Here is a 24,184-nt window from a genome sequence, read left to right on the forward strand (position 1 = left end):
GCCGCCGTCGATCCTTCGGCGCCGACGAAAACCGCCCGCCTACTTCACCGTGGTCTAAAATGCCACTTGATGCCGGCCGCGCCGCGTGCATTCTATGCAAGCAGGGGTAGACGGGCGGGATGCGATCTCCGATGAAGTTGATGGCTGCGCTGGCACTGGCATGTATCGCAGGGTGGCCCACGCAGGCAGACGCCAAACCGAAGATCACCGAGAAGACCGAATACTACCAGATCTCGGGAAAGACCGGCGTCGACCTCTTGTGGGACATGAACCGCAAGGGACCGCGCCAGGGATTTCTAACCAAGGCGATCGCGCAGACCCGCTTCGAGACAGACTTCCAGGGCGACATGGATTTCCAGAACGGTGTCTGCCGCGTCAGCGGCGGGGGTGTCGTGATGAAGATCACCTACATCTACCCGCAGCCGCGAGAAAAACTAAGCGGGGACATGGTGCGGCGCTGGAAACTCTTCCAGGCCGACAATGTCCGTCACGAGAAAGTTCATGGTCGCATCGCCCGCGAGATGGCGTCGGTGCTGGACGAGAAAATTAGGAGTTTTGCCACCAAAGGCGACCGCCGCTGTAGCAACGCGATGGCGAAACTGAAGCGCGAAACCAAGGCGATCTACGACGCCTATGAAAAGAAGCAGAACGATTTTGACCGGCAGGAGCATCGCGAGGGCGGCGCCGTCGACAGAAGCGTCGCGGTGCTGGTCGGGAAACGCTGAATCCCTCAGAAGGCGCCGACCCGCTCCGCGCCTCCCGCCCGCGCCACCGCGACCTGCCCGGACAGGCGTTCGCGGCGGATGGAGAACTCGGTCAGTACCGGCAGATGATCCGAGCCAGCGTCGTCGAGAAGCCGTATGTCGTGCAGGCGCAATCCGCGCTTGACCAGCACATGGTCCAGTTCCAGCCCGGCGAGGCGCCGCATGCCCTTGGGCAACGTGTCGTGAATCCATGTCGGGCCGAGGCGTTCGGGTTCGGCGAACTCTCCTTCGCGCACGAATGTCCGGAAGGCCGCGCTCCACGGAACGGAATTGAAGTCGCCCGCGGCGATCGCGTCGTCGGTGAGGCGCGAGAGCCGCGGCGCCAACTCGCGCACTTCCCTGAACTGCGCCTTCGGCCATGGCCAGGCGAGATGGACCGCGGCGACCTCGACCGGGCGGCCGGCAAAATCGATCGTCGCCACCGCAAATCCCCGATACTTCCGGCATCCCGATCCCTCGGCCTCTAGCATGGGACGTCGCGACAGGATCATGACGCTGCCGAACTTGGGATCACCGTGGCAGTCCAGCCGAAACGGATAGGCATCCCAGACGGCCGCGAGCCTCTCTCGCCACGGCGCCGACACTTCGTCCAGCGTGATGACGTCAGCGTCCACCTGCGCGATCAACGACAGCGCCTTCTCGGGAGCGGGATTGTCCCATTGCAGATTGAGGTGCAGCAGCCTGTAGACCGGTTGGTCATTCGCACCCGGCAGCACCGTAGCCGTCGCTTCGCTGTGCCAGGACGCGGGCGGGTAGGCGGTGGAATAGGCTCCTCCCGCGAGAGCGAGCGCTACCACACCATGCAGCCGCACCCGCGTCGCCAGGAGCCAGACCGCGCAGAGCGCGAGCAGCACGGCCAGATGGACCCGGAAATGCGAGAAGGAATCGAAGGCCGGATGCAGCCAGCCGAAGAAGCCGCCGACCAGCGGCAGCGAGACCACGCAGGTCACGGCAAGGCCCAAGTCCGCCCGCCCCGTTCGCTCTGCGTTGCCATCGTTCGCCATGGCCGCTCAATAGAAGGGAAAGTGCGGCACGATCAAGGTGACGGCGTTCGCCGGCGCGACCTACTGGAAGGCAGTCTCCGAAAAACTCCTGAGCTTGCGCGAATGCAGCCGCTCGACCGGCATGGCCGCCAGCTTCTCCATCGCCTTCATGCCGATGATGAGATGCTGCGAGACCTGCCTCTTGTAGAAGTCGGTGGCCATTCCCGGCAGCTTCAGCTCGCCGTGCAGCGGCTTGTCGGAGACGCAGAGCAGCGTTCCGTACGGCACGCGGAAACGGAAGCCGTTGGCCGCGATCGTTGCCGATTCCATGTCCAGCGCGATGGCGCGCGACTGCGAGAGCCGCTGCACCGGGCCGCGCTGGTCGCGCAGTTCCCAGTTGCGGTTGTCGATAGTGGCGACGGTTCCCGTGCGCATGATGCGCTTGAGGTCGTAGCCAGAGAGCCCCGTGACCTCGGCGACCGCTTCCTGCACAGCCACCTGGACCTCGGCAAGCGCCGGGATCGGCACCCAGACCGGCAGGTCGTCGTCGAGCACGTGGTCCTCGCGCACATAGGCATGGGCAAGCACGTAGTCCCCGAGCGCCTGCGTGTTGCGCAGGCCCGCGCAGTGGCCGAGCATCAGCCACGCGTGCGGCCGCAGCACCGCGACATGGTCGGTGATCGTCTTGGCGTTGGAGGGTCCGACGCCGATGTTGATCATGGTGATGCCGCCGTGACCGGGCTTGATCAGGTGATAGGCCGGCATCTGCGGCAGCCGGGCAATCGTCGTCGGGTTCTCCTCCGGTTCGCCCGGCAGAGTGACGATGTTTCCCGGCTCGACGAAGCTGGTGTAACCCTCACCGCCGCGCGCCACCAGGTCGCGCGCGAGCGCCACGAACTCGTCGATGTAGAACTGGTAGTTCGTGAACAGGACGAAGTTCTGGAAATGGGACGGGCTGGTCGCGGTGTAATGTGCCAGCCGGTGGAGCGAGTAGTCGATGCGCTGGGCCGTGAAGGGCGCGAGAGGCAGCGGTTCGCCGAGCGCCGCCTCGAAGGTGCCGTTGGCGATGTGGTCGTCGGTCGCGTTGAGGTCGGGCACGTCGAAGATGTCGCGCAACGGGCGCTGGATGCGTTCAGCGACACCGGCTTCGACATGGGTTCCTTCCAGCAGCGCGAAGTGAAGCGGGATCGGCGTCTCGGATTCGCCGATGGTGATCGGGATGCCGTGGTTGCGGATGATGAGCCGCAACTGGTCGGTCAGATAGGGCTCGAAAAGGTCGGGCCGCGTGACCGTGGTGGCATACTGTCCGGGGGAAGGCATGTGACCATAGGCCAGTCGTGTATCGATCTGGTCGTAGGAGGAAACGGTTACGCTGATTTCGGGGTAGAAGGCCCGGTAGCGCCGGTCCGGCCTTCCGGCCGCGGCAAGTCCGTTGAAGGAGTCGCGCAGGAACTGCGTGTTGCGGTCGTAGAGCGCCTGGATCGCGTCCACCGCCTCACCGGCGTCCGTGAAGCTCTTGCGCGGGAAGGGTTCCGGTCGTTCGACCGTCTCGATCGGTACGGGATAGATTCGCTTTTCCATGTCCCATTATAGAGAGACAAGTGTGACAGCGGGAGGGGCTTCTGCCTGCTATTTGAACATTATCGCGCGCGTTGCAGCCCGACGACGATGACAAGCCCAGCGCCGCTCGTGCGCTCGACCTTTCCGCCGACCAGAATTCCTTCGCCGGCGTCCGCAAGCGGCATCGCGAGGACCGGTGCCGCGAGCGCGCCGAGCAGCAAGCCGATACGGGCAGCCGTCGCGGCCATGGCGGAGAAATGGAAGGGAAGGTCGCGCATACTCGTCTCGTTTCTCATCTAGGCTTGGATGCCGGCACTGGTCAGCGCCTCGGGATCCGGCATTGGAGCCCTTGTTCGAACACGCAGGGGATGAACAGTCCGATTTCCCACGATCGCGCCGGCCGGCTGGTTTTCGCGACCACCATCGAGAAGCTCAATCCGAAGATAACGACGATCAGGGTGACGATGGCCGATCTGCGGGCGAGCATGGGTGTTCTCCTGCTTCGCTCGCGTTTTCGCACGATCGCGCTGAACCGGTCCTGAGGGGCCCGTTCATCCGGCGTTCAGGCACAGGCGACGGCAGACGTACGGGGAAGGCGTCTTTTGAGGCTTTTGCCTCGCCGCGAGTCAAAACGGGCGGCACGAGGCCGCCCGGTCGGATCAGAAACTGGAGCGTCTGTTCAGAGCTTGGACCAAGTCTGGGTCTTGCAGAAGATTGCCGCGACACAGCCTTTCATCTTGAGCGCGCCTCCCGAGAGCGACGCCGAACCGCTATAGGTCTTGTCATCCGCAGGATCGGTGATCGAGCCCTTGTAGCTCTTTCCGTTGACACTCATCTTGCCGATCTGCTTGCCGGCATATTTCCCGGTCTTCAGCTTAATGCAGTAGCTGCCGCCGCAGCTCGCGATCGCGGCGGTCTCGCCGGACTCGGTCTTCCAGTTACCCTCGATCGGATCGGCGAATGCTGCGCCGGCGGACAGGAACAGGGTTGCCGCGGCGATGGCGAGAATGCTTTTCATGAATACCTCCCTCTGAGCCTAACGGCCGCCAGGCGCGCGGCCGATTCTTACGCAAACGTCAACGTAAACCATCCGCGGGGCGTGCGAAAGCGGTGTCGCTGGGGAAGGCCGACGCATTTTTTCGCCGCTTCGAGAGACGCTGCCGCCCGTGGGGAAAAGCCGGCGTCTCCGTTCCGACCGCGCGCCGTGGTTAGCGAAGCCTTTCGTTCGCATGGGCGGATTTTATCGGAATTTCGGCCGCTTCCGCGCAGACGCGCGATTCCCATCCTTAATGGAATCTCGCCTTTACTTCTTGTTTTAGTTTTGTTTTCCCGAAATTAAGCACGCCATTTAACGACGGATTCAAGGCCGGGTGGCATCCTCGAAGCATCGGAAAGACGGCGGACCAAGGGACAAGAACCGCTGCTTTCGAAGCACAACAGGGGACTGGACACATGGCACGTTTTGAAATGCTCGAAGCCGGTTTCGGCGACATCGGAAACACGGCTCAGGCCGACATCCTCTTCGAACTCGGCATGATGTATGCCACCGGCCGCGACTGCGAGGTCGACGTCGTCGCCGCGCACAAATGGTTCAACATCGCCGCGATCAAGGGCTCGGAGCGCGCAGCCGAACTGCGCGGCGAGATGGCGGCGACCATGTCGAAGATGGAACTCGCTCGCGCCCTGCGCGAAGCGCGCGAATGGATGACCATGCACTGAGCGTCAGCGCCCCGGACCGTCGATGGCGGGGGCGGACGGACACTGGATCAGGGATGCGGGGGGAAGGCAGCCGCCGCGGCACGGGGGCGCCGCGAACGCTGCCACCGCAGGAGCCGCGACCGGCCGGGACAAGGCCGGCGCGGTCTCTGGTGCTAGAGAACACACCCTATGCCGCATTGAGCGGCCGAATCCTCTTCGCGACGCTTGACCAGTCGCCGGCCCGCAGGCGCCGCACTTCATAGTCGTTCTGCAAGGTTCAGCCAGGACTCGGGCGACGCCCAGTGCCGCCTATCCCTCGGCAAACCGCACCAGCACCGTGCCTTCACTGACCTGCGCGCCCTCGGCCGCGATCTCCTCGATCATGCCGTCATGTGGGGCCGAGATGGTGTGTTCCATCTTCATGGCTTCCAGCACCAGCAGCGCCTGGCCTTTCGCCACGCTGTCTCCCGCCGCTGCCCGCACGATCTTTACCAGCCCCGGCATCGGCGCGCGAAGGGCGTCGCCCCCGGCGGCCGCTTCCTCGGCAGCCTCGAACGGGTCGGGAATGGCGAAGCTGTGGCCGACGGCACCCTCGAACACGGTGACGTGGCCCGGCCAGCGAGCGGTCCGCGCATCGGCGGCCTGGGTTTCAATTGCCGCCAGCATCGCGCCGTCTGCACCGGCGATCTCGTAGCGTCCGTCCCGTCGCGCCGTGACGTGCAGCGAGACCTCCTCCGTGCCGGTTCGCAGGTCCACGCGCCGCCGGACCGGGTGGAAATGCGCGTAGCCCGCAAGCGCGTCCCACGGGTCCTGCGAGGAATTCCCGCGCGCCGCGCCGGAGGCCGAAAGGGCGGCGAGGGCGGCAATCCGCGGGGAGGGCGGTGCGATCCGGGTGAGTTCCTCCTGCTTGCGGCCGATCAGGCCGGTGTCGACGTCGCCTGACGAAAAATCGGCATCGCTCGCGAGCGCGACCAGGAACGGGATGTTGGCGATCGTGCCGGCGATTTCCGTCTCCCCGAGCGCCTCCACCAGCGCCGACAGCGCCGCCGCCCTGTCAGGCGCCTTCACGACCAGCTTGGCGATCATCGGATCGTAGAAGGGGGAGATGGCGTCGCCCTGGCGCACGCCAGTCTCGACCCGCATCTCGGCGCCGCCGGGAGCGTGGGGCGGAAAGCGCAAATGGTGCAGCGTTCCGGTCGCCGGTAGAAAACCCTTCGCCGCGTCCTCGGCATAGATGCGCGCCTCGAAGGCGTGCCCGTCCAGCCGGATTTGCTCCTGCGCCAGCGGCAGCGGTTCGCCGGCCGCCACCCGCAGCTGCCATTCCACCAGGTCGACGCCGGTGACCATCTCTGTCACCGGGTGCTCGACCTGCAGCCTCGTGTTCATTTCCATGAACCAGAACCGGTCGGGTCGCAGCCCTTCCGAGGCATCGACGATGAATTCGACCGTTCCCGCCCCGGAATAGCCGATCGCAAGCGCCGCCTTCACCGCGGCGTCGGTCATGGCCGCGCGCATCTCGGCGGTCATGCCAGGGGCGGGCGCCTCCTCGATCACCTTCTGGTGGCGGCGCTGGGCCGAGCAATCGCGCTCGAAGAGATGCACCGCGTTGCCGTGATTGTCGCCGAACACCTGCACCTCGATGTGGCGCGGTTTTTCGACGTACTTTTCGATCAAGACGGCGTCGTCGCCGAAGGCGGCCTTGGCCTCGCGCTTGGCGCCCGCCAGCGCGTCGGCGAAACCGTCCGGATCCTCGACGCGGCGCATGCCCCTGCCGCCGCCGCCTGCCCGCGCCTTGATCAGTACGGGATAGCCGATCTCCCTGGCCTTGCCGGCAAGCAGCACCAGCGCCTGCCCGTCGCCGTGCCAACCGGGCACCACCGGCACGCCGGCCTTTTCCATCAGGCGCTTGGCCGCGTCCTTCAGCCCCATGGCGCGGATGGAATCCGCCGATGGGCCGATGAAGACCAGCCCGGCGGCTGCGATCTTGTCGGCGAATTCGGGATTCTCCGACAGGAAGCCGTATCCGGGGTGGATCGCCTGCGCCCCGGTCGAGAGCGCGGCCTCGATGATCCGGTCGCCGCGCAGATAGCTTTCGCCGACGGGGGAGGCGCCGATATGGACCGCTTCGTCGGCCATGGCGACATGCATGGAATGCGCATCCGCGTCGGAAAAGACGGCCACGGTCCTGACGCCCATGCGCCGCGCGGTGCCGATCACGCGGCAGGCGATCTCGCCTCGATTGGCGATCAGGATCTTCGAGAACATCGTTCCTCCCGGCAAGGCTTTGCCCCGAGGTTAAGCCATGGCGGGCAGGTGAAGTCCAGCCGGGCGGCGCGCGACCTCAGGACGGCGGGACGAAAGGCTGGGAAATCGCCCGGAACACGTCCAGCGCCTCCAGCCGGGCGGCATGAGCGTGGACATGCGGAAATCGGGCGGGATCGATCAGGCCCGGAAGGGAATCGCTCACGTGCCGCAGCGCACAGGCGACCGCGACATCGGCATGCCCGATGCGCTCGCCGAACCACCAGGGCGTCGTGCATCCCGCGCGCGCGTCCTCCAGGCTTCCAAGCGCGCCCAGCACCTGCCCGCGCCGGCGCTCGACCAGCATGGCCGACGGGCTCTGATGCAGGTACGTCTCGTAGAAGAGGCTGACGCCGTTGTCGGCCATCCCGGTCGCAAGCGCCGCGATCTTCATCGCGCGCCGCCGCTCCGGTCCCGACGCCGGGAACATCCGCCGTTCCGGTTCCACGAGACTGTCGAGATGATCGATGATCATGTGGCTGTCGATCAGCACCTCGCCGTCGTCGAGCACCAGCGTCGGCACCTTCACGAGCGGATTGTACGCCTTCAGCCGTTCCGCGTCGCCGAAGGTCGACCAGGGACGATGCTCGAACGACAATCCGTAGAGCGTCAGCGCGATGCCGACCCGCCGGACGAAGGAGGAGTCATACTGGCCGATAAGGATCATGCGTCGCTCCGGATGCCTGAAACGGCGCTACCGTCGCGCCGCCGCGCGCCGACTGCAAGAGGGCATGCGATGGACTGCCGCCTGCTCCTGTCAGGAAGGTCGGCCGGCATGGATCGCGCGGCTCAAGCCTTCGCACGCTCATGCGCATGGGCGGCGAAATCCGCCAAGAGGGCGTTGAACTTTCCCGGCGCCTGCAGGAACGGCGCATGGCCGGCGCCCTCGATCCGCACAACGCGCCCGTTCCACAGCGAGCCGTACGAGAGCGTGTCGAAATAGTCCGCCCTGATGAAGGGATCGGTGGCGCCGTTGACGATGGCGAGCGGCACGGTCATCGACGCCACGATCGCCTGTTCGTCGAGCGGTTCGCCGGCGACCACCGAGCCGAACATGATTTCGCGGGCGCGGCCGTCGGTGCGCTTCACCATGGCCAGGAAATGCGCGTCAAGACCGCCATCCGTGCCCGAGGTGTGCGTGGCATAGGTCAGCGCGTCGGCGTCGGTGAAGTCGCGCTTGCCGGTCAGGTTCTCCGCCGATGGATCGATGTTGAAGGCGCTCATCAGGCATTCGAGAGTGGCCTGGATCGGGGGCGTGCCCGAGATGGCGACCCCGGCGGCGTGGTAGCCGCGTCCGATCATCTCCAGCGCGACGTGCCCTCCGAGCGACCAGCCGACCAGCAGCGGCCTCTCCACGCCGAGCTTGCCCAGAAGCTCTTCGGTCAGCGCCGCATAGCCGCCGATCTTGTAGCTCTCCAGCGGATCGCGCGCGTCCTCGGAAGCGCCGTGGCCGGGCAGGTCGAACGCGACGAGCCGGTATCCGGCGAGTGCGCCGGCGGAGAACTGCTCGCGAAAAACCTCCTTGCATCCCGAATTGCCATGGATGAACACGATTGTTGGGCCGTCCGCGCCATTGTCCGTGACGGCGATCCCCGCATGGGAGGTCTCGACGAGATTCTCGTTCGTCATCTGCGGTGTTCCTTTCGGTCTCGGGGTCTCGGGGTCTCGGGGTCTTGGGACTCGGATTTATTCGGCGGCCTGGGCGTGGCCGGCTGAAAACTCGCGTTCCGTCGTGCCGAGATAGAGCTCGGCGAAGAACCGCGTGCCGCCTTCGAATGTGTATTGGTGCTCGCTTCCGCCGAGTTGGACCAGCATGGCGCGGATCAGCCGGCTGCCGAGTCCGGTTGAGACCGCCGAGGGGTCGAAGCCGACGCCATCGTCGGTCACGGAAAGCGTGGTGGCGCCGTCGGATCGCGATTTCAACGCGATGCGCAATCTGCCGGTCCGTCCGTCCGGAAAGGCGTATTTCAGGGCGTTCGTGACGAGTTCGTTGACGACGAGAGCGACGGGCGTGGCGTGGTCATGGTGCAGGATGATCGGGTCGATGTCGTATTCGATCCCCACCTGCCGCGCGAATGCATCGTTGAGCGGCTCTACGATGGCCGGCAACAGCGACGCCGCGTCCACATCGGTGAACTGGTCGAGACGATAGAGATGCTCGTGCACGGCCGTCATCGCGGTAATGCGGCCCTGCAGGTCCGTCTTCAGTTCCTGCGGCAGGCGGTGGAGCCGCACGAGCGACATGATCGCCTGGAGATTGTTCTTCACGCGATGATGTGTGTCGCGCACCAGCATGCGGTTGAGGTCAATCGTCTCGACCAGTTGCGCGCGGGTTCGTTCGTCGTTTCTGACCAGCCTGACGATCCAGAAGATGGCGAGCATCAGTGCAATCGCGGTCGGCACCGCGAAGGCGAGGGTTATGATCGTGTTGCGCCAGAACTGGGCGAAGGCCGCCTGCGTGCTGACGCTGGCGATGGCCACCAGTGGTGTGCCGGGCACACGGCGGTAGCCCACGATGCGCGTCACGCCGTCGGCCGGCGATACCGCCGGATAGGTGCCGATTTCGCCGATCTTCAGATATTCGGTGAAGAGCGCGTAGCCAGACAGGTCGAGCGGCCCATCGGCGAACGGGTAGCGCGCCACGAGTTGTCCGTCGCCGCGAACGATGCTGACGGTCGAGGTGTCGTCCAGCGACAGCGATTCCCAGATTTCGCGGAACAGCGTCACGTCGAACGAGATGAAGGCGGCCCCGGCGAAGGCGCCATTCCGGTCGAGGCGGCGCGAGAACACGAAGACCTGCGATCCGTCAAGGCGGCTCGTCAGCAGCGGCGAGACGTGGAAGCGCACGCCCGCCAGGAGCGCGGTGAAATACTCCCTGTCGGCAACGGAGATGGGGCGGAATGCTGGGTCGGTGGAAAACAGAAGGTCACCCTTCGCGTCGGCCACATAAGTCTTAACGTTGCCCGGTAGGCGTGCCACCGCCTCCTGCACGCGCTGGCGCGTCGTCAGCGCGTCCTGGTCGTCGATTTCGGCTCCCAGCGCCTCGTCGATGCGGCCGAGCGCCTGTCGCGAGAGTTCGGTGATCCAGCGCGCGTTGGTGGCGACGACCTGTGAAGCGGCCGCGGCGCGGCTTTCCGCGGCGTCGCGAGCAAGCTCCCGCTCGCGCAGGATGAGCACCGCAAGCACCGCGACGAACAGCAGGAACATCAGTCCGATGAGGCCGGTGGCGGCTCGCAGCGCCAGCGAGCCGGTGCGGGCCCGAGCCCTATCGCCTGTGTTCAAGCCCCGTTCTCCCGAAGATTCGACCCGTGGGAGCTTATTTAAGTTGGCGGCGATTAAACAGGGGGCTTCGTCGACGAAGACGGAGGCCACCGCGCAGCGGCGTTTCCGTGCCCGCGGAGATGCGACCGGCGCGTTTCCCTGCGACCACCCTACCAGATGCGACCACCCTCCCTAAGGAGATCCGCCAATGTTCCGGACGATCCATCAGGCCGGCTTCTGGGACCGCGCCGCGCGGAAACCTGCGGTGGCCCCCTTCCTGACATGGCGGGATACGCGCGGACGCTGGCGTGCATGCGCCGATCACTCCGACCGAAGAATCTTCTCCATCTTCCTGCCCTTCGCCAGTTCGTCGATGAGCTTGTCGAGATAGCGGATCTCGCGCATCAGGGGCTCCTCGATCTCCTCGATACGCACGCCGCAGATCACCCCCTTGACCAGCGCGCGGGAAGGGTTGAGGGCGGGGGCCTGCGCGAAGAAGGTCTCGAAATCCATCTTCGTGTCGAGGACGGACTGGAGCTCGCCGGCGCCGTATCCGGTCAGCCAGGCGATGATCTGGTCGACCTCGGCCTTCGTGCGCCCCTTCCGCTCCGCCTTCGCCACGTAGTGCGGATAGACGCTCGCGAAACTCATCGAGTAGATGCGGTGTTTTGTCATGGGTGGTCCGGAACCTCGATCATCGAAATGGGTGGCGCAACGGGGCGAGCCGCGGCCTTGCCCGCTCAAGCGCCGGGGGTCGTCGCCCGCAGGCTCTTTCCGATGTCGCCTTCGAGCAATTGGATGAACGGCGTCGGCGGCAGCTTGCCGGGCGGCTCGAACGGGTTGGCGAACATGTAGATGAAGAACAGCACCACGCCCGAATAGAGACCGAAGACCGAAAGCAGAGCCAGGTTGTTCCACGTCGGCGGGAAGACGTAGAAGGGGATGGTCAGCAGCGCCAGTCCCATCGCGGCCGGACCCCAGAACAGGCCGCTGAAAGCGCCCACGGCCGTCGTTTCGCGGATCTGCCTGAAGCGCGCGATCGCAGTCGCCCGGTCGCGCATGCGATTGGCGAGATAGCGCTCGCGGTCGGTCTGCGGCGTCAGGTCGAGCAGCCTGACATAGACGGCGTCCCATTCCCTCCAGGCATCGGCCGAAAGGCCGAAGTGTCGGCCGAGGCGGTCCCATTCGCCGTCGACCACGGCCGACAGATAGCGCGCCAGCCCGGCTTGCACCTCGGCGACCGCCGTCCCGCCGTACCGGGCGATGTCGTTGTAGACGTCGGCCACAGCCACGGCCTCTTCGGCGAGATTGGTGCGGATGCCCTTGTAGTCGTCGAGCTCCTGGGCATAGACGAGCGCCAGCATCAGACCGTAGAGCGCGGCGATGCGAAAGGCGACGGATGAGGCTGCGTCGTGCGTGCGATGCGTGTCCTCTCCGAGCGACAGCAATCGCCGCGCCGCGAAATAGACGCCCATCACCAACGCCACGGCGCCGATCCCGAACAGGACACCGATCAACAGCGAAACAACGAAATCCTCCATGACGCTTCCCCGCGCGGCCTCCTGCCGGGATTTATGACCCGACCGGAACGATGGAGCAACACCTGCAGGTCTGCCTCGCGGCGCTTCGCGCCATGGGGGCTCCTTGCCCCCGCGAGCGGGGAGAAGGAAAGTAGGTCACATACGGAACAGGCCGAACTTCGTGTCCTCCACCTCGCGGTTCAGCGCCGCCGACAGCGACAGCGCGAGCACCTCGCGGGTGCGGGCCGGGTCGATGATGCCGTCGTCCCACAGTCGGGCGGAGGAATAGAGCGGCTGGCCCTCGTGCTCGAACTGGTCGAGAATGGGCTTCTTAAACGCGGCCTCCTCCTCCGCGGACCACGCGCCGCCCTTGCGCTCGATGCCGTCGCGCCTGACGATGGCGAGCACGGTGGCGGCCTGCTCGCCGCCCATGACCGAGATGCGCGCGTTCGGCCACATCCACAGGAAGCGGGGCGAATAGGCGCGGCCGCACATGCCGTAATTGCCCGCGCCGAAGGAGCCGCCGATGATGACGGTGAGCTTTGGTACGCGGGCGGTGGCGACCGCCGTCACCAGCTTGGCGCCGTCCTTGGCGATGCCGCCGGCCTCGTACTTGCGGCCGACCATGAAGCCGGTGATGTTCTGCAGGAAGATCAGCGGGATCTTTCGCTGGCAGCACAGTTCGATGAAATGCGCGCCCTTCTGCGCGCTTTCGGAGAAGAGCACGCCGTTGTTGGCGAGGATGCCCACCGGCATGCCGTGGAGATGCGCGAAGCCGGTGATCAGCGTAGTGCCGAAATTCGTCTTGAACTCGTCGAATTCGGACCCGTCGACGATGCGGGCGATCACCTCGCGCACGTCGTAGGGCTGGCGCGTATCGGCCGGGATGAGGCCGTAAATCTCCTGCGGGTCATGGAGCGGAGGGCGCGGCGGCTGGAGCGCCAGCGTCGCCGGCTTGACGCGGTTGAGATTGGCCACGATGCGGCGCGTGATGGCGAGCGCATGCGCGTCGTTCTGGGCGTAGTGGTCGGCCACGCCCGAGAGGCGCGTGTGGACGTCGGCGCCGCCGAGATCCTCGGCCGACACCTCCTCGCCGATCGCAGCCTTCACCAGCGGAGGACCACCGAGGAAGATGGTTGCCTGGTTGCGGACCATGATGGATTCGTCGGCCATCGCCGGCACGTAGGCGCCGCCTGCGGTGCACGAGCCCATCACGCAGGCGATCTGCGGGATGCCGGCGGCCGACATGTTGGCCTGGTTGAAGAAGATGCGGCCGAAATGCTCGCGGTCGGGAAAGACCGAATCCTGGTTGGGCAGGTTGGCGCCGCCGGAATCCACCAGGTAGATGCAGGGCAGGCCGTTCTCGGCCGCGATCTCCTGCGCGCGGAGATGCTTCTTCACGGTCATGGGATAGTAGGTGCCGCCCTTCACCGTGGCGTCGTTGACCACCACCATGCATTCGCGCCCCTCGATGCGGCCGATGCCGGCGATCATGCCGGCCGACGATATGTCGCCGCCATACATGTCCCACGCCGCAAACTGCCCGATCTCGAGGAACGGCGCCCCGGTGTCGAGCAATTGTGCCAGCCGCTCGCGCGGCAGCAGCTTTCCACGGCCAACGTGCCTCCGCCGCGCCTCCTCCGGCCCGCCCCGCTCGATGGCGGAAGCCTTGTCGGCAAGGTCGGCAACCAGCCCACGCATGCGCGCGGCGTTGGCGTGGAAGGTTTCGGAGGCGGTGGAGAGGGCTGTGCGGATGACGGGCATGGACTGTCCTAGCGGATGAGGGCGACTTTACACGGCAGGTCGAGGTTCGCCCAGACCCGGTCGGCGGTGACGATGGTGGCATTCAGCACGCCCTGCGCCATTCATTTGCCTCGTCGAGTACACCCCTTGCCTCTCGTCGGCGTTCCAAAGTGAGTTCTTCGACAAGATCATGGCCTGAAACCGGGCTCCCCGCAGGCGTCCCTCCATTCCAGTCCTCCTGAAAAAAATGCTTGGCAAGTTCGGCACGCTGCGCCAAGAATTCATACGTTAGGGACGGGTAATTGAAGAAGCTGCCGGGCTGCCAATGAAGCGGCGGGGAATCTGAACTTCGGGGCTTCTTCTTCGATCATTGCTTGGGGAATTCTTATGAAGCTTATGCATGGCATATGCTCGGCGCTTGTCGTCGCCGGGTTCGTTTTCGCTACGCCGGCCGCCGCACAAGGCAATTCCGGCTACTTCAAACTCCAGACCATGTTTCAGGAACCGGAGAACAAGTGCTTCGAAGGCAACCGTTTCGCTTCTGACGCGGTGCTGCAAGGCGCGTCTTTCATGGACGGTTGCCAGGAGGTGTCCGGCCAGTACTGGAAAGCCGTGCCTGAGGGGAACGGCTTCTTCCGCTTGAAGACGCAGTTCCAGGGCGAGAACAAGTGCCTGGAAGGCAATCGCTACGCGCCCGATGCCGTTCTCGGCGGCGGCGCCTTCATGGACGATTGCCAGAACGTTTCGGGACAGTTGTGGCAGGCGGTTCCCGACCAGAATGGCTACTTCCGCCTGAAGACGATGTTCCAGGGTGACAACAAGTGCCTGGAAGGCAACCGGTTCGCACCCGAATCGGTGCTCCAGGGCGCCGCCTTCATGGACGATTGCCAGAACGTCTCCGGCCAGTTGTGGAAGGTCGTCGGCGGCTCGCTGGTCAACGGCGTTCCCCAGGTGGCATCGACGCAGGCGCCGCCGGCACCATCCCCCTCGATGCCGGGCTCGGCGCAGCCCGTGGAACAGTGCAGGTTCTACGAGCACGTCAATTATGAGGGTCGCGAGTGGGTCCTGCAGGCCAACGATCGCGTGCACTGGTATGACGAGGCTCAGCAGCGACAGTACTTCCGCTCCAGCGGACGTTCCGGCTTCTCCGGCCGCGAATTCTTCGACAACAACAGCGGCGCGAACGACAATGTCTCCTCCGCCCGGACGAGCGGCAGCTGCCGGGCGGTTCTGTGGGAGGATCCGTTCGAGAACGGCCGTATGCTGGAAGTCGCCGGTGACGAGCCGAACTTCGTTCCCCTTAACTTCAACGACGTGGCATCCGAAGCCGAATGCATCTGCCAGTCGTCTGCCGGGCTGCAGCCGGCTCCGACGCCGGTCATGCCGCAGCCGGTGAAGATGCCGACGGCCGTGACCATCCAGAACCAGCTTTCTGGCTTGCCGGGCTTCCAGGTGCAGCCGCAGGACCGGGTCTCGCTCGGCGAATTCGTACTGCGGCCCGACCTGCGCCGCGCCGCGCCGTCGATCGAAATCCAGTCGATCAACTTCGACAGCGCCTCGGCCGTGATCAAGTTCGACCAGTACGACAAGGTCCAGCAGATCGGCCAGGCTCTCTCCTATCTCCTGAACACCAACAACGGTGCCCGTTTCCTGATCGAAGGTCACACCGACGCGGTCGGATCGGACAGTTCGAACTACGTCTTGTCGCAGAACCGTGCCGAGGCGCTGAGGAGCGCGCTCGTCAACAGTTTCGGCATACCGGCCGGCGCCTTGGTCACGGCCGGTTTCGGCGAGCGCGATCTCCTGGTTCCCACGCAGCAGTCGGAATGGCAGAACCGCCGCGTCACCCTTCGTCGCATCGACCAGTTCGTGCGCTGAGGCAGTGCATCGTCGGGGCGGCGCCTGCCGCCCCGGTCCCCGCGTCCCGCGGGGCGTGATCCGGGCGAGGGGACCCGTTGGCGAAGCTGGCCTCGATGATTCCCATTCGCCCCCGCCGCCTTTCACCCCTCCGCCATGATCTCCCGCCCGATCAGCCACCGTCTGATCTCGCTGGTGCCCGCGCCGATCTCGTAGAGCTTGGCGTCGCGCAGGAGGCGGCCGGTGGGGTAGTCGTTGATGTAGCCGTTGCCGCCCAGAAGCTGGATGGCGTCGAGCGCGATCTGCGTGGCGCGTTCGGAGGCATAGAGGATGCAGCCGGCGGCGTCCTTGCGGGTGGTCTCGCCGCGGTCGCAGGCGCCAGCCACCGCATAGACGTAGGCGCGGCAGGCGTTCATCGTCGTGTACATGTCGGCGAGCTTGGCCTGGACGAGCTGGAACTCGCCGATCGGCTGGCCGAACTGCTTTCGCTCGTGCACGTAGGGGACCGCGACGTCCATGGCCGCCGCCATGATGCCGAGCGGGCCGCCGGCCAGCACCACGCGCTCGTAGTCCAGCCCCGACATCAAAACCTCGACGCCCTTGCCTTCCTCGTGTAGCACGTTCTCGAAGGGCACCTCGACGTTCTCGAACACGAGTTCGCCGGTGTTGGACCCACGCATGCCGAGCTTGTCGAGTTTCTGGGCGACGGAAAAGCCGGAAAACGTCTTCTCGACGATGAATGCGGTGATGCCGCGCGAGCCGCGCTCCGGATTGGTCTTGCCGTAGACGACCATCGTGTCGGCGTCAGGCCCGTTGGTGATCCACATCTTGGTGCCATTGAGCACGAAGCGGTCGTTGCGCTTTTCGGCCCTGAGCCGCATCGAAACGACGTCGGAACCGGAGCCGCTCTCTGACATGGCGAGCGCGCCGACGGCTTCGCCGGCACAGAGCCGCGGCAGGTAGCGCGCCTTCTGCTCGGCCGTGCCCCAGCGGCTGATCTGGTTGACGCAGAGGTTGGAATGCGCCCCGTAGGAGAGCCCGACCGACGCCGAGGCGCGGCTGATCTCCTCCATCGCCACGACGTGCGCGAGATATCCCATGCCCGATCCGCCATGGTCGGGATCGGCGGTGACACCGAGCAGGCCGAGCGCGCCGAGTTCGGCCCACAGCCAGGCGGGGAACTCGTTCGAGGTGTCGATCGCCGCCGCGGCCGGCGCGATCTTTTCCTGCGCGAAGCGGCGCGCCATGTCGCGCAGCGCCCCGATCTCCTCGCCGAGTCCGAAATCCATGGTCTGGGTGTACATCAGCCTGCCTCCGCCGGGGCTCGCGCTCCCACGAGCCGCATGGTCATCCTGTGGTATTTCTCGGCGACTTCCGCCACCGAAAGCTTTTCGTCGGGCCTGAACCAGACGATCACGCCAGTGATCATCTGGATGATCGCCATGGCCGTCAGCGCGGGATCGTCGATCGCGAAGCCGCCTCTCGCGGCGCCCTCGCGAAGAATCTGGCGCAGTTCCTTCTCGTATGAAGAGCGCAGCCTCAGGATTGCGGTCAGCCTCGCCGGCGACAGGCTGCGCAGCTCCATGTTGGACACATGGGTGGCATGGCGGCGCTCGACGTGGAAGACAATGTGGTTCTCCACGAAGGCGGCGAGCCGCCGCGTCTGGTCAGCCCCGCCCGGATCGGCGGCCTGCCAGGCCGCGATCAACGCTTCCATGTGCTCGCGCATGAGCGTGAACAGAAGGTCTTCCTTGGCCGGGAAATACTTGTAGAGCGCAGCCGCCTGCAGCCCGATCTCGGCGGCGAGCCGGCGCATGGAGACGGCCTCGTAGCCGTGTCGGGCCATCAGCGCCACCGCCGCCTCGCGCAGTGCCGCCTCCGTCCTCTCGCCGAATGATCCTGCGGTGCGGGTCAACCCATTTCTCCTCAACACGGACAATAAAATGAATGACCGTTTCATTCAAGCGGCGCGAACGGGACCCGACGGGGCGTTTCGTGGCTGATGAGGAAGGAATACCGGCCGGCCCTGCCCCGCCGCTCGCTGCCTATGGCCGAACGCCGTATAACTGCAGTGCTTCCCCTTCCGGACTGACCTGCTGCAGCCAGGGCACGTCCGCCCCCGCCGAAAGCCGCGCCAGAAGGCCATCCGGCGCCTTTTCGGACAGGAATGTGGTCTCGCCGTCGCCCGGGCAGACGGCCAGGATAGTCACGCCGACGTCCGCGATGCGTCGGCGGGCTTCGTCCGGTGCGGAGATGAGGATGTTGAGGTTGGCAAGGTTGCCGGCAACGTTTCGGTGGTAGGGGCCGGCCAGCGCGCGGTGGGGGGTGTATTTGAGGATCGAGGCGCCGAGGTTGGAGATGGCCGCGACCGTCGTCGGCTCCAGCCGCGCCAGAGCTTCGTAGCTGGCCTCGTCGTAGCATGCCGATGGGACGCCGGTCGTCTTGGCGGCGGTATCGCCGGCCTTGATCGCATCGCCGGCCAAGCCCCAGACCAGGGTGTTGGAGAGGAGCCAGGCGAGCGACAGCGTCAGCGCCTGCTGCGCGCCGCCGGCCGTGGCGGACGAGCGGATCCGGGCAATCCAGCCGGACAGCAGGATCGCAGCCAGCGGCACGGAAATGATCCCGCCGCGAACCTGCCACGACGCCACCGCCACGGCGCCCGCGATGAGTGCGGCGAGTGCTGCGTCCCCGCGCGAGAGTTTTCCGCGCAGGGCAAGATGCGCGGCGACGGCGAGCGCCAGCACGGGCGTGCCGAACCAGAACAGCACGCTGTCGGGTTCGTGCACGACCAGTGTAACCACCGACTGCGCCTCGGTGACCATGTCGAGCCAGTGCGAGCGCAGCAGCGGATCCATTTCGGCGAAAGGATCCCCCACGCATTGCGGAAATGCGATGAGCAGGAGAGCGCCGACGGCGCCCCCGAGCGTCGCGAGCGCAGCCGCGCGTGTCGCTACGGGGCGGTCGGCCGTCCTCGTGACGGCGACCAGACCGGCACCGGCGACGATGGCGATGGCGAACTGGGCGACCGAGTAGCTGTCGCATGCGACGGAGAACCAGTGGCTCGCCGGCACGGTGGCGACGAAGGCTGCGAGTGCCGCCGCCGAGAACCCGGCTCCAAAACCGGCTGCGAGACCGGCCTCGCTGCGCCCGCGCAGCAGTAGGAGTACCGCGACGACGGCTCCGCCGAGCGCCACGTAGGGCATCGTCTCGGCCCCGATGGCGAGGCTCGCGGCGGCGGCACCGCCGGCGATCAGCCCCGAGGCAGGCGTGCGTGCGATGATGCCCCAGGCCATGGCGAGCGTCTGGACGAGCTGGAAATTGTGGTGGTCAATGATGCCGGGGCTGAACACGCCGACCGCATAGAGCGCGGTTCCGCCCGTCACCAGGGCCGGAAGCATGGCCGCCTCCCCATGCGCCAGCCGCGCGGATCTGAGCACGAGGAAGAGGGCGCTCGCGAAGAGCAGGATGGGCCATAGGATCAACGCGACCGCTTCCCCGATCGCCTGGCTGCCGCTCAGCCAGGTGCCGGCGATGACGATCGCGACGATCGGCGCATCGACGATGCGCGACCAGTGCATGACGAAGCCGCCATCCAGGCCCATGCGGTACTGGGTGAGGTCGAACCAGCCCTGACCTGCGATCAGATCTCTGACCTGCACAATGCGCAAGAGGCTGTCATTGTCGCCGTTCGAGGAGTGGAGGAAGTCCGCGCCGGCAGCGAGGGACGCCGTCGCCATGACGGCCGCCGCCGCGCATGCTGCGGCAAGATCCGCGCGCCAGGGTGTGGCCGCGGGTGCCGAACGGACGCGATCTGCCGTGAAATCCGTCAAACTTTGCCTCCGCTCCGCCTGCGGAAACCTAGCCTTAACCCATTGAAGAAAAAGTAAAGCCCGACGCGGTATCGGTACTGGCCGGCGGACGGGATCCGATCCGGTGGCAAGAACCGTCCGAGACGGAGGACGAAAGGCGTGTCCCTGGCTGAGTTATCCGTGGCGGTCCTGCTGCCCTGCTACAACGAGGAAAAGACGATCGCGGAGGTGGTCGGCCGCTTTCGCCAGGCGCTGCCGAACGCGCGCATCCTCGTCTACGACAACAATTCGCGCGACCTGACCGCATTGCGGGCGCGCGCGGCCGGCGCGATCGTCGTGCGCGAACCGCGCCAGGGCAAGGGAAACGTGGTGCGACGGATGTTCGCCGACGTAGATGCCGACATCTACGTCATGGCCGACGGCGACGGCACCTATGCGCCCGAGGACGCGCCGCTTCTGGTCAACACGCTGATCACCGAACACGCCGACATGGTTGTCGGCACGAGGCGCGGCATCGCCAGCGACGCCGGTCGGGCAGGGCACGCTTTCGGCAACCGGCTGTTCAACTGGCTCTACAACCGGTTGTTCGGCCCCGACTTCACCGACATATTCTCCGGCTACCGCGCCTTCACGCGCCGCTTCGTGAAGAGTTTTCCGGCCGTCTCGGGAGGTTTCGAGATCGAGACGGAGATGTCCGTCCACGCGTCCCTTCTGAAGCTGCCGGTCTGCGAAGTCCCGCTCGACTACGGACGGCGGCCCGAAGGCTCGGCCTCGAAGCTCTCGACCTTCCGCGACGGCGCCAGGATACTCATGATGTTCCTGATGCTGATGAAGGAGACGCAGCCGTTCCGCTTCTTCGCCTCGATCGCGTCCGGCTTCTTCGCCGCCGGCGTCGGGTTGATGGTGCCGGTGTTCATCGAGTACTTCACGACGGGGTTGGTGCTCAAGATGCCGACCTGGGTTCTCGCAATGTCGCTGGTCATGTTGTCCATGCTGATGATGGTGGCGGGCGTCGTGCTGGACTCCGTCTCGCGCGGCCGCGTCGAACACAAGCGGATGGCCTATCTCACGATCCCCGCGCTGCGGGGCGAAACCCGAAAGTTCGAGCGCCTGGATCGGGCGATGGTCGCGTAGGCATCAGGCAGGGGTCTTTGAAGTGAACAGGGAAACGACGAACCGCATCCGCTTCGTCCTTGAGGACTTGCTGCCGCCGGTCGTCAGGGATTCGGCGATCTTCCACCGCGTTGCACGCGCCGCGTGGGGCGACCACGTCACCCGGCTCGCCTCCTTCCGCGCGCGCGCGCCCTTCCTGACTGCGCGCGAATACGAGGACCTCTACCGGGAGCATCCGCGCGTCCACGAAGGCACCGACCTGTCCAACGATTGCGTGAGCCGCATCATCGCGGAAGTGACGCCCGGGAGCGTCTGCGACGTCGGCTGCGGGACGGGCGCCCTCATCAGGCGCATCCGCGACGCGAGAAGCGACTGCGATGCTTTCACGGGCGTCGACTTCGTGGTCGAGGATGCCGCCGCGATCGAGGGGGTGAACTACGTCGCAGCCAGGATCGAGGAACTGCCCTTTCCGGACCGGCACTTCGACACGGTGATCTGCACCCATGTCATCGAACACGTGTTGGAGTACCGCCAGGCGATCGCCGAACTGCGGCGCATCGCCGCCAGGCGGCTCATTATCGTCGTTCCGCGAGAGCGCGAATACCTCTACTCCTTCAATCCGCATTTCAACTTCTTCCCCTACGCGCACTCCTTCCTGCGTGCCGTCCATCCCGTGCCGGAAAACCATGTGTGCGAGCTGATCGGCCGCGACATCTACTACCGGGAAGACAGGCAGGGCGCCTGACGATGACGTATCCTCTGCCACTGGTGGCGGGACTGGTGCTGACGCCGCTGCTGATCTCCGTCGGGCAGATCCTGTTCAAACTGACCAGCGAGCGCACGGGCGGCGCCGACCTCTCAGGCGTCGCGGCCATGCTGGTGGATCCGTTCCTGATCGCGGCGATCGCAATCTACGGTTTTGGCACCGTGGTGTGGATCTACGTCCTGAAAGCGGTCCCGCTGACGGTCGCCTATCCGTTCATGGCGCTGACCTTCTGCGCGGTGCCCCTGCTCGCCTGGGCGCTGCTCGGCGAGACGCTGACGCTCCGCTACGGGCTCGGCGCGGGGCTGATCGTCGCCGGGTTGCTGGTCGTCAACACCTGATCGGCCGAGGCGTCCCGCCGCTCCCGCTGACGCGGCGGTTCAGCCGCGCGCGTCCTTAAGCGCCCGTGGCAGCTCTTCCTCGAAGATCGCGAGTTCCTCTTCCGGTCCGACGCTGACGCGGATGCAGCGGTCGAGCACGGGCGCCATCGGTTTGCGGATGAAGACGCCGCGCGAAAGCATTCCCTGCAGCACCTTCAGTGCGAAGGCGCCGTCGGTGCCGCAATCGATCGTCACGAAGTTGGTGGCCGAGGCGAGCGGCGCCAGACCGTTGTCGCGGGCGATGCCGGCGATGCGTTCCCGCCCGCCCGCAACGCGCGAGACGACATGTCGGAGATGGTCCTGGTCGGCCAGCGCGGCCTCTCCCGCCACCTGCGCCATTCTGTTGATGCCGTAGTGGTTGCGGACTTTCTCGAAGCCGCGAATCACCTCCGCGTCGCCAAAGGCGTAGCCGCAGCGCAGGCCGGCGAGCCCGTAGGCCTTGGAAAAGGTGCGCAGGCGCACGAGGTTCGTCCGCGAGAAGTCGACGACGGGCTGCGCGGAAGCGGGTCCGGTTTCCCCGTATGCCTCGTCGAGCAGGATGAGCGTCGTCTCGGGAATGGCCGCCACGAAGGCCTCGACGTCGGCGGCCTCCCACCATGTGCCCATCGGGTTGTCCGGGTTCGAGAGGTAGACCACGCGTGCCCGTTCACGCCTCACGGCGTCGGCGAGGCCTTCGAGGTCTTCCCTGTCGTTCCGATAAGGGACGGCGACCAGCCGGGCGCCGAAGCCCGCGACGTGGAAGTTGAAGGTCGGATATGCCCCGAGTGAGGTCACCACCGCATCGCCCGGCCCGGCGTAGAGACGCACGGCGAGGCCCAATAGCCCGTCTATGCCTTCGCCGATCATGATGTTCTGCGCCGCGATGCCGAGATGTCGCGCCAGTGCCTCCTTGAGATCGAAATTGTCCGGATCGCAATATTTCCACATGTCGCCCGCGACCCGCGCCATGGCGGCGATGACGGAGGGGGCGGGCCCGAACCCGCTCTCGTTGGCGCCGATGCGCGCGCGGAAGGCCGCGCCGCGCTGCCGCTCCTGGTTTTCCGGCCCGACGAAGGGAACCGTCGAGGGCAGGGCTTCCGCGAGACGGGTGAGGGGAGGGCGCTGCGGCATGGATGGGAAATCCGTGTGGTGTGGGCGGCTGGATGCTAGTCGGAGGGGCGGTCCGGAACGATCGTCGTCAAGGGGGCAGGCGGCTTCAGATCGCGCGGGCGATCTGGCCGAGCATGGCGATCTCGCGGCGCGTGGCGTCGTCGTTACTCGGTTCAGGTCGGGAGGAGAGCTTTACGAGCACCACGTCGCGCACCGGATCGATCCAGATCCACTGTTCGTGGATGCCGATGGCCGCGAGACTGCCGTGGTCGTCGCCGGTGGCGTACCAGCAGGAGCGGTAGTGGCCGTTCGGGAAGGACCCATCTTCCCGCGCGAAGAGGTGGCGGTCGCCATTTGTGGCGATGTCGTCTATCCAGGAGCGCGGCACGACCTGGCGCCCGCCGGCCGCGCCGCCTCGAAGGACCAGCTGGCCGAGTCGGGCGAGGTCGCGCGCGGTGGCGCAGATGCCGCCCGCCGCGCGTGCGGTCCCCTCGCGGTCGACGGTCACGTAGGCCAAGCCCCGCGCACCCATCGGCTTCCACAGCTTCTCGGCGAGATAGGTGTGATACCGGCGGCCCGCGGCGCGCTCGATCACCAGCCCGAGCATGTCGGTCGCCGGCGACGCGTAGTGGTAGCGCTCGCCATGCCCGCAATCGTCCTTCGGCAGCGAGACGAGCACCTTCTCCAGTGTCTCGGTATTGCCGGCATCGTGCTCGGGGTTCCACAGCATGGCACGGCGATAGCGGTCGAAGTCGCTCTGGCGATCGAGATAGTTCTCCTCGAAGCGGAGGCTGACGGTCATGTCTAGGAGGTGCCTGACGCTGGCGCTGGCAAAGGCTCCGCCCTTGGGCATCGGAACGTAATCCGTCACCGGCGCCCCGGGATCGAGGAGGCCTTCCTCCACGGCGATGCCGGCGAGAAGTCCGGCGACCGATTTGGAGACGGAGAAGATCAGGTGCGGCGCGTCGGGGTCTGCATGCGGCGCATGCCACTCCGCCACCAGTTGGCCGTCGCGCATCGCGATGAAAGCGTCGCCATGGGATTGCCGCAGATGCTCCAGCGCCGTGATCGGCGCACCGCCTGGCAGTTTCAGTTGCATATCGAGCAGGCCGTCCTGGCTGGGGGACGCTTCGTCCTCGCCGCGCGGCATCCCGATCGGAGCGACCGGAACGAGTTCGCTCACGTTCTGGAAGGACCAGCGGCTGTAGGGATGCTCGCGCCAGTTCGCCAACCGCACGTCGCGGCGCGTGAACCCGTTGGTCATGTCATTTCCCGGATAAGACAACGCGTCCTGCGTAGCCGCCACCATTCCGTCCGCCAACGAAAAAACCCGGCGGTTGCCC

Annotated in this window: 23 protein-coding genes; 7 read left to right on the forward strand and 16 right to left on the reverse strand. The window is 66.0% G+C overall.

From position 1 onward, the window contains the following. Positions 1 to 131: 131 nt before the first annotated feature. Positions 132 to 725, forward strand: coding sequence for a DUF922 domain-containing protein (locus tag ABGN05_RS21330; protein WP_367956067.1), 594 nt, complete (start codon positions 132 to 134; stop codon positions 723 to 725). A 5-nt stretch (positions 726 to 730) separates the two neighbouring features. Here the strand turns inward: ABGN05_RS21330 and ABGN05_RS21335 are convergent, their stop codons facing one another. From ABGN05_RS21335 to ABGN05_RS21345, 3 genes are all read right to left on the reverse strand, one after another. Continuing rightward, positions 731 to 1,726, reverse strand: coding sequence for an endonuclease/exonuclease/phosphatase family protein (locus tag ABGN05_RS21335; protein ID WP_367956068.1), 996 nt, complete (start codon positions 1,724 to 1,726; stop codon positions 731 to 733). A gap of 102 nt (positions 1,727 to 1,828) precedes the next feature. Further along, the gene (locus tag ABGN05_RS21340) at positions 1,829 to 3,328 is read right to left on the reverse strand and encodes an AMP nucleosidase (protein ID WP_367956069.1); all 1,500 of its coding nucleotides are present in this window, start codon (positions 3,326 to 3,328) and stop codon (positions 1,829 to 1,831) included. 59 nt (positions 3,329 to 3,387) lie between these two features. Beyond that, complete coding sequence (locus tag ABGN05_RS21345) at positions 3,388 to 3,585, reverse strand: hypothetical protein (RefSeq protein WP_367956070.1); 198 nt, start codon at positions 3,583 to 3,585, stop codon at positions 3,388 to 3,390. 90 nt (positions 3,586 to 3,675) lie between these two features. On the opposite strand from ABGN05_RS21345, the gene ABGN05_RS21350 reads away from it, so the two are divergent. Further along, a complete protein-coding gene (locus tag ABGN05_RS21350; RefSeq protein ID WP_367956071.1) occupies positions 3,676 to 3,849 on the forward strand; it encodes a hypothetical protein in 174 nt (57 codons plus the stop codon). Between the two features lie 137 nt (positions 3,850 to 3,986). Here the strand turns inward: ABGN05_RS21350 and ABGN05_RS21355 are convergent, their stop codons facing one another. Next, a complete protein-coding gene (locus tag ABGN05_RS21355) occupies positions 3,987 to 4,325 on the reverse strand; it encodes a DUF2147 domain-containing protein (RefSeq protein ID WP_367956072.1) in 339 nt (112 codons plus the stop codon). A 434-nt stretch (positions 4,326 to 4,759) separates the two neighbouring features. On the opposite strand from ABGN05_RS21355, the gene ABGN05_RS21360 reads away from it, so the two are divergent. Continuing rightward, entirely contained in the window at positions 4,760 to 5,026 is a 267-nt protein-coding gene (locus tag ABGN05_RS21360; RefSeq protein WP_367956073.1) for an SEL1-like repeat protein, read from the forward strand. Positions 5,027 to 5,314: 288 nt separating this feature from the next. Here ABGN05_RS21360 and ABGN05_RS21365 read toward each other — a convergent pair whose 3' ends face one another. The 7 genes from ABGN05_RS21365 to ABGN05_RS21395 form a co-directional block, all read right to left on the reverse strand. Beyond that, positions 5,315 to 7,270 carry an acetyl/propionyl/methylcrotonyl-CoA carboxylase subunit alpha gene (locus tag ABGN05_RS21365; protein WP_367956074.1) on the reverse strand — a complete coding sequence of 652 codons (1,956 nt, stop codon included), beginning with the start codon at positions 7,268 to 7,270 and terminating at the stop codon, positions 5,315 to 5,317. A gap of 76 nt (positions 7,271 to 7,346) precedes the next feature. Next, positions 7,347 to 7,973 carry a glutathione S-transferase family protein gene (locus tag ABGN05_RS21370; RefSeq protein WP_367956075.1) on the reverse strand — a complete coding sequence of 209 codons (627 nt, stop codon included), beginning with the start codon at positions 7,971 to 7,973 and terminating at the stop codon, positions 7,347 to 7,349. Between the two features lie 122 nt (positions 7,974 to 8,095). Next, a complete protein-coding gene (locus ABGN05_RS21375; RefSeq protein WP_367956076.1) occupies positions 8,096 to 8,935 on the reverse strand; it encodes an alpha/beta fold hydrolase in 840 nt (279 codons plus the stop codon). Between the two features lie 57 nt (positions 8,936 to 8,992). After that, positions 8,993 to 10,588: a sensor histidine kinase gene (locus ABGN05_RS21380; protein ID WP_367956077.1), complete on the reverse strand. Its 1,596-nt coding sequence runs from the start codon at positions 10,586 to 10,588 to the stop codon at positions 8,993 to 8,995. A gap of 300 nt (positions 10,589 to 10,888) precedes the next feature. Beyond that, positions 10,889 to 11,242, reverse strand: coding sequence for a DUF2200 domain-containing protein (locus ABGN05_RS21385; protein ID WP_367956078.1), 354 nt, complete (start codon positions 11,240 to 11,242; stop codon positions 10,889 to 10,891). Between the two features lie 65 nt (positions 11,243 to 11,307). Continuing rightward, positions 11,308 to 12,108, reverse strand: a complete 801-nt coding sequence (locus ABGN05_RS21390; protein ID WP_367956079.1) for a bestrophin-like domain — start codon at positions 12,106 to 12,108, stop codon at positions 11,308 to 11,310. Positions 12,109 to 12,243: 135 nt separating this feature from the next. Beyond that, entirely contained in the window at positions 12,244 to 13,851 is a 1,608-nt protein-coding gene (locus tag ABGN05_RS21395) for a carboxyl transferase domain-containing protein (RefSeq protein WP_367956080.1), read from the reverse strand. 366 nt (positions 13,852 to 14,217) lie between these two features. On the opposite strand from ABGN05_RS21395, the gene ABGN05_RS21400 reads away from it, so the two are divergent. Continuing rightward, positions 14,218 to 15,708 (forward strand): OmpA family protein, encoded by a 1,491-nt coding sequence (locus ABGN05_RS21400; RefSeq protein WP_367956081.1) that lies wholly within the window; start codon positions 14,218 to 14,220, stop codon positions 15,706 to 15,708. A gap of 122 nt (positions 15,709 to 15,830) precedes the next feature. On the opposite strand, the gene ABGN05_RS21405 is transcribed toward ABGN05_RS21400, so the two are convergent. The 3 genes from ABGN05_RS21405 to ABGN05_RS21415 form a co-directional block, all read right to left on the reverse strand. Beyond that, entirely contained in the window at positions 15,831 to 16,991 is a 1,161-nt protein-coding gene (locus ABGN05_RS21405) for an isovaleryl-CoA dehydrogenase (RefSeq protein WP_367956082.1), read from the reverse strand. Further along, a complete protein-coding gene (locus ABGN05_RS21410; protein ID WP_367956083.1) occupies positions 16,991 to 17,602 on the reverse strand; it encodes a TetR/AcrR family transcriptional regulator in 612 nt (203 codons plus the stop codon). The genes ABGN05_RS21405 and ABGN05_RS21410 overlap by 1 nt, the downstream gene beginning before the upstream one ends. A gap of 130 nt (positions 17,603 to 17,732) precedes the next feature. Then, on the reverse strand, positions 17,733 to 19,424 hold the full coding sequence (locus ABGN05_RS21415) for a GtrA family protein (RefSeq protein ID WP_367956084.1): 1,692 nt from the start codon (positions 19,422 to 19,424) through the stop codon (positions 17,733 to 17,735). Positions 19,425 to 19,655: 231 nt separating this feature from the next. On the opposite strand from ABGN05_RS21415, the gene ABGN05_RS21420 reads away from it, so the two are divergent. Genes ABGN05_RS21420 through ABGN05_RS21430 form a run of 3 tightly spaced genes read left to right on the forward strand, consistent with a single transcriptional unit; the run spans position 19,656 to position 21,713 of the window. Beyond that, the gene (locus ABGN05_RS21420; RefSeq protein WP_367956085.1) at positions 19,656 to 20,630 is read left to right on the forward strand and encodes a glycosyltransferase; all 975 of its coding nucleotides are present in this window, start codon (positions 19,656 to 19,658) and stop codon (positions 20,628 to 20,630) included. A 22-nt stretch (positions 20,631 to 20,652) separates the two neighbouring features. Next, a complete protein-coding gene (locus ABGN05_RS21425; RefSeq protein WP_367956086.1) occupies positions 20,653 to 21,354 on the forward strand; it encodes a class I SAM-dependent methyltransferase in 702 nt (233 codons plus the stop codon). Between the two features lie 2 nt (positions 21,355 to 21,356). Next, positions 21,357 to 21,713, forward strand: coding sequence for an EamA family transporter (locus ABGN05_RS21430; RefSeq protein WP_367956087.1), 357 nt, complete (start codon positions 21,357 to 21,359; stop codon positions 21,711 to 21,713). Between the two features lie 39 nt (positions 21,714 to 21,752). On the opposite strand, the gene ABGN05_RS21435 is transcribed toward ABGN05_RS21430, so the two are convergent. Beyond that, positions 21,753 to 22,862, reverse strand: coding sequence for a pyridoxal phosphate-dependent aminotransferase (locus ABGN05_RS21435; protein WP_367956088.1), 1,110 nt, complete (start codon positions 22,860 to 22,862; stop codon positions 21,753 to 21,755). 85 nt (positions 22,863 to 22,947) lie between these two features. Continuing rightward, complete coding sequence (locus ABGN05_RS21440; protein WP_367956089.1) at positions 22,948 to 24,105, reverse strand: serine hydrolase domain-containing protein; 1,158 nt, start codon at positions 24,103 to 24,105, stop codon at positions 22,948 to 22,950. Positions 24,106 to 24,184: the final 79 nt, after the last annotated feature.

The sequence above is a fragment of the Aquibium pacificum genome (assembly GCF_040839445.1).
Classification (GTDB): domain Bacteria; phylum Pseudomonadota; class Alphaproteobacteria; order Rhizobiales; family Rhizobiaceae; genus Aquibium; species Aquibium pacificus.

Coding starts and splice junctions, on each gene's coding strand:
- ABGN05_RS21395 (WP_367956080.1), bottom strand. CDS start 13,851: ATGCCCGTCATCCGCACAGCCCTCTCCACCGCCTCCGAAACCTTCCAC.
- ABGN05_RS21440 (WP_367956089.1), bottom strand. CDS start 24,105: ATGACCAACGGGTTCACGCGCCGCGACGTGCGGTTGGCGAACTGGCGC.
- ABGN05_RS21355 (WP_367956072.1), bottom strand. CDS start 4,325: ATGAAAAGCATTCTCGCCATCGCCGCGGCAACCCTGTTCCTGTCCGCC.
- ABGN05_RS21435 (WP_367956088.1), bottom strand. CDS start 22,862: ATGCCGCAGCGCCCTCCCCTCACCCGTCTCGCGGAAGCCCTGCCCTCG.
- ABGN05_RS21365 (WP_367956074.1), bottom strand. CDS start 7,270: ATGTTCTCGAAGATCCTGATCGCCAATCGAGGCGAGATCGCCTGCCGC.
- ABGN05_RS21375 (WP_367956076.1), bottom strand. CDS start 8,935: ATGACGAACGAGAATCTCGTCGAGACCTCCCATGCGGGGATCGCCGTC.
- ABGN05_RS21430 (WP_367956087.1), top strand. CDS start 21,357: ATGACGTATCCTCTGCCACTGGTGGCGGGACTGGTGCTGACGCCGCTG.
- ABGN05_RS21405 (WP_367956082.1), bottom strand. CDS start 16,991: ATGTACACCCAGACCATGGATTTCGGACTCGGCGAGGAGATCGGGGCG.
- ABGN05_RS21330 (WP_367956067.1), top strand. CDS start 132: ATGAAGTTGATGGCTGCGCTGGCACTGGCATGTATCGCAGGGTGGCCC.
- ABGN05_RS21360 (WP_367956073.1), top strand. CDS start 4,760: ATGGCACGTTTTGAAATGCTCGAAGCCGGTTTCGGCGACATCGGAAAC.
- ABGN05_RS21415 (WP_367956084.1), bottom strand. CDS start 19,424: ATGGCGACGGCGTCCCTCGCTGCCGGCGCGGACTTCCTCCACTCCTCG.
- ABGN05_RS21340 (WP_367956069.1), bottom strand. CDS start 3,328: ATGGAAAAGCGAATCTATCCCGTACCGATCGAGACGGTCGAACGACCG.
- ABGN05_RS21345 (WP_367956070.1), bottom strand. CDS start 3,585: ATGCGCGACCTTCCCTTCCATTTCTCCGCCATGGCCGCGACGGCTGCC.
- ABGN05_RS21370 (WP_367956075.1), bottom strand. CDS start 7,973: ATGATCCTTATCGGCCAGTATGACTCCTCCTTCGTCCGGCGGGTCGGC.
- ABGN05_RS21350 (WP_367956071.1), top strand. CDS start 3,676: ATGAACAGTCCGATTTCCCACGATCGCGCCGGCCGGCTGGTTTTCGCG.
- ABGN05_RS21385 (WP_367956078.1), bottom strand. CDS start 11,242: ATGACAAAACACCGCATCTACTCGATGAGTTTCGCGAGCGTCTATCCG.
- ABGN05_RS21400 (WP_367956081.1), top strand. CDS start 14,218: ATGAAGCTTATGCATGGCATATGCTCGGCGCTTGTCGTCGCCGGGTTC.
- ABGN05_RS21390 (WP_367956079.1), bottom strand. CDS start 12,108: ATGGAGGATTTCGTTGTTTCGCTGTTGATCGGTGTCCTGTTCGGGATC.